The sequence below is a fragment of the Kineococcus gurbantunggutensis genome (assembly GCF_050871925.1).
Lineage (GTDB): Bacteria > Actinomycetota > Actinomycetes > Actinomycetales > Kineococcaceae > Kineococcus.
This window is the reverse complement of record NZ_JBJLSG010000349.1, coordinates 1-599: the sequence shown is the minus strand read 5'-3', so window position 1 is coordinate 599 and position 599 is coordinate 1. Positions and strand designations below refer to the sequence as shown.

The 599-nt window shown below is 83.0% G+C and carries 1 pseudogene; it reads right to left on the bottom strand.

Annotated elements, in window-relative coordinates:
* A pseudogene (locus ACRYR7_RS25615) lies at positions 1 to 541 on the bottom strand (hypothetical protein); the annotation flags it as partial.
* Positions 542 to 599: the final 58 nt, after the last annotated feature.

Below are 599 nucleotides of genomic sequence, written 5' to 3'. Positions count from 1 at the left end.
CCCCCCCCCCCCCCCCCCCCCCCCCCCCCCCCCCCCCCCCCCCCCCCCCCCCCCCCCCCCCCCCCCCCCCCCCCCCCCCCCCCCCCCCCCCCCCCCCCCCCCCCCCCCCCCCCCCCCCGCGCAGCACCCCCAGCAGGGAGGGGGCCACGACCACGGCGGTCACCACCAGCACCACCGCGAACGCGAACGCCATGAGCGTCAGCGAGACCCCCAGCGCCGAGAGCACCCCGGGCAGCACCTGCGCACCGCTGACCCAGGAGGTGCCCAGGTCCCCGCGCACCACGCCGGAGGCCCAGCGGCCCAGCAGCACCAGCGGCCCGTCGGCCAGGCCGAGCTGCTCGCGCACCGCGGCCAGCGCCTCCTCGGTGGCCTCCTGCTCGGCCGAGCGCCCCCGCAGCACCGTCAGCGCCGGGTCGCGCCCGGACAGCCACGGCAGCAGGCCGACGACGGCGACGACGGCCAGCACCGTCAGCGCCCGCGAGAGCGGGCGCACCGGGGCGCGCAGGCCGGCGCGCGCCAGCGCGCGCGCGGAGGGGGGCAACAGCGCGGGGATGTCTGCGCGGTGAACAGCTCGCCCACGCGGGAGTCGCGCGCCAGGC